At 31.9% G+C, this 386-nt stretch carries 1 pseudogene; it reads left to right on the forward strand.

Annotated elements, in window-relative coordinates:
- Positions 1-92 (forward strand): annotated as a pseudogene (locus tag AC1M9I_RS14645) (FAD-dependent oxidoreductase); the annotation flags it as partial.
- Positions 93-386 lie beyond the last annotated feature (294 nt).

The raw sequence follows: 386 nt of genomic DNA on the forward strand, positions 1-386 counted from the left end.
CAGTACCTTATAAGCAAATCATCATTGCCACTGGTGAAGGCGCGAAAGCATCACTGTCAGCGTTTGATTACATCATTCGTTCTGGACAGTAGTTCAATCGTATTCTTTAAATAAGAAGTTCTTAGTTTTGTAGTTTACAGAGGTTGAAGATGCTAACACTTCAGCCTCTTTTTTTGTAATCATTCACTTGCTTTATATTATTTGTTAAATCAAATCTATATTTTATTTGTAATTTTATTTCACAATAAATGGGTGTTTTGTGTAACAGGACCTGTTTATCGTGTCTGTTTTTTGTTTAAATATTAAGAAATTCTTTAGCCTTATTAAATTATAAAAGACAGATAATAACCATGCTTGCCAACATCTTTTCGGCATTGGAACAGCTC

The sequence above is a fragment of the Acinetobacter sp. ANC_7553 genome, from assembly GCF_056779895.1.